The organism is Pseudomonas sp. HY13-MNA-CIBAN-0226 (genome assembly GCF_040310305.1).
Taxonomy (GTDB): domain Bacteria; phylum Pseudomonadota; class Gammaproteobacteria; order Pseudomonadales; family Pseudomonadaceae; genus Aquipseudomonas; species Aquipseudomonas gregormendelii.
In genome coordinates this window covers 1-279 of sequence record NZ_JBEOPS010000196.1, presented here as the reverse complement: position 1 = coordinate 279, position 279 = coordinate 1, and the positions used below count along the sequence as shown (strand labels likewise).

Here is a 279-nt window from a genome sequence, read left to right as displayed (position 1 = left end):
CACAGACTTGTAGGCCGCCATCAGGATGATTGATGGCCTCAACCGTACCATGATGCAAGTGGGCGATACGATCAACAATAGCCAGACCTAGACCACTACCTTGCGTGGTTCGCGCTGTTTCACCACGTTCAAAGGGCTGCATGATGCGCTCTAATTGATCTTCTTCTACTCCATCACCGCAGTCCCGTACACATATCATCAGCTGCTCTTGGGCTTGCTTATTAACTTCATTTTCAGACACCACGTCGCTGTCTTCTACGTCAGCTGTTTCTATGAAAG

Annotated in this window: 1 protein-coding gene; it reads right to left on the bottom strand. The window is 49.1% G+C overall.

What is annotated here, in order from left to right:
- A partial coding sequence (locus AAEZ05_RS28380) for an ATP-binding protein (RefSeq protein WP_350649901.1) occupies nt 1-279 on the bottom strand: 279 nt, incomplete at both ends.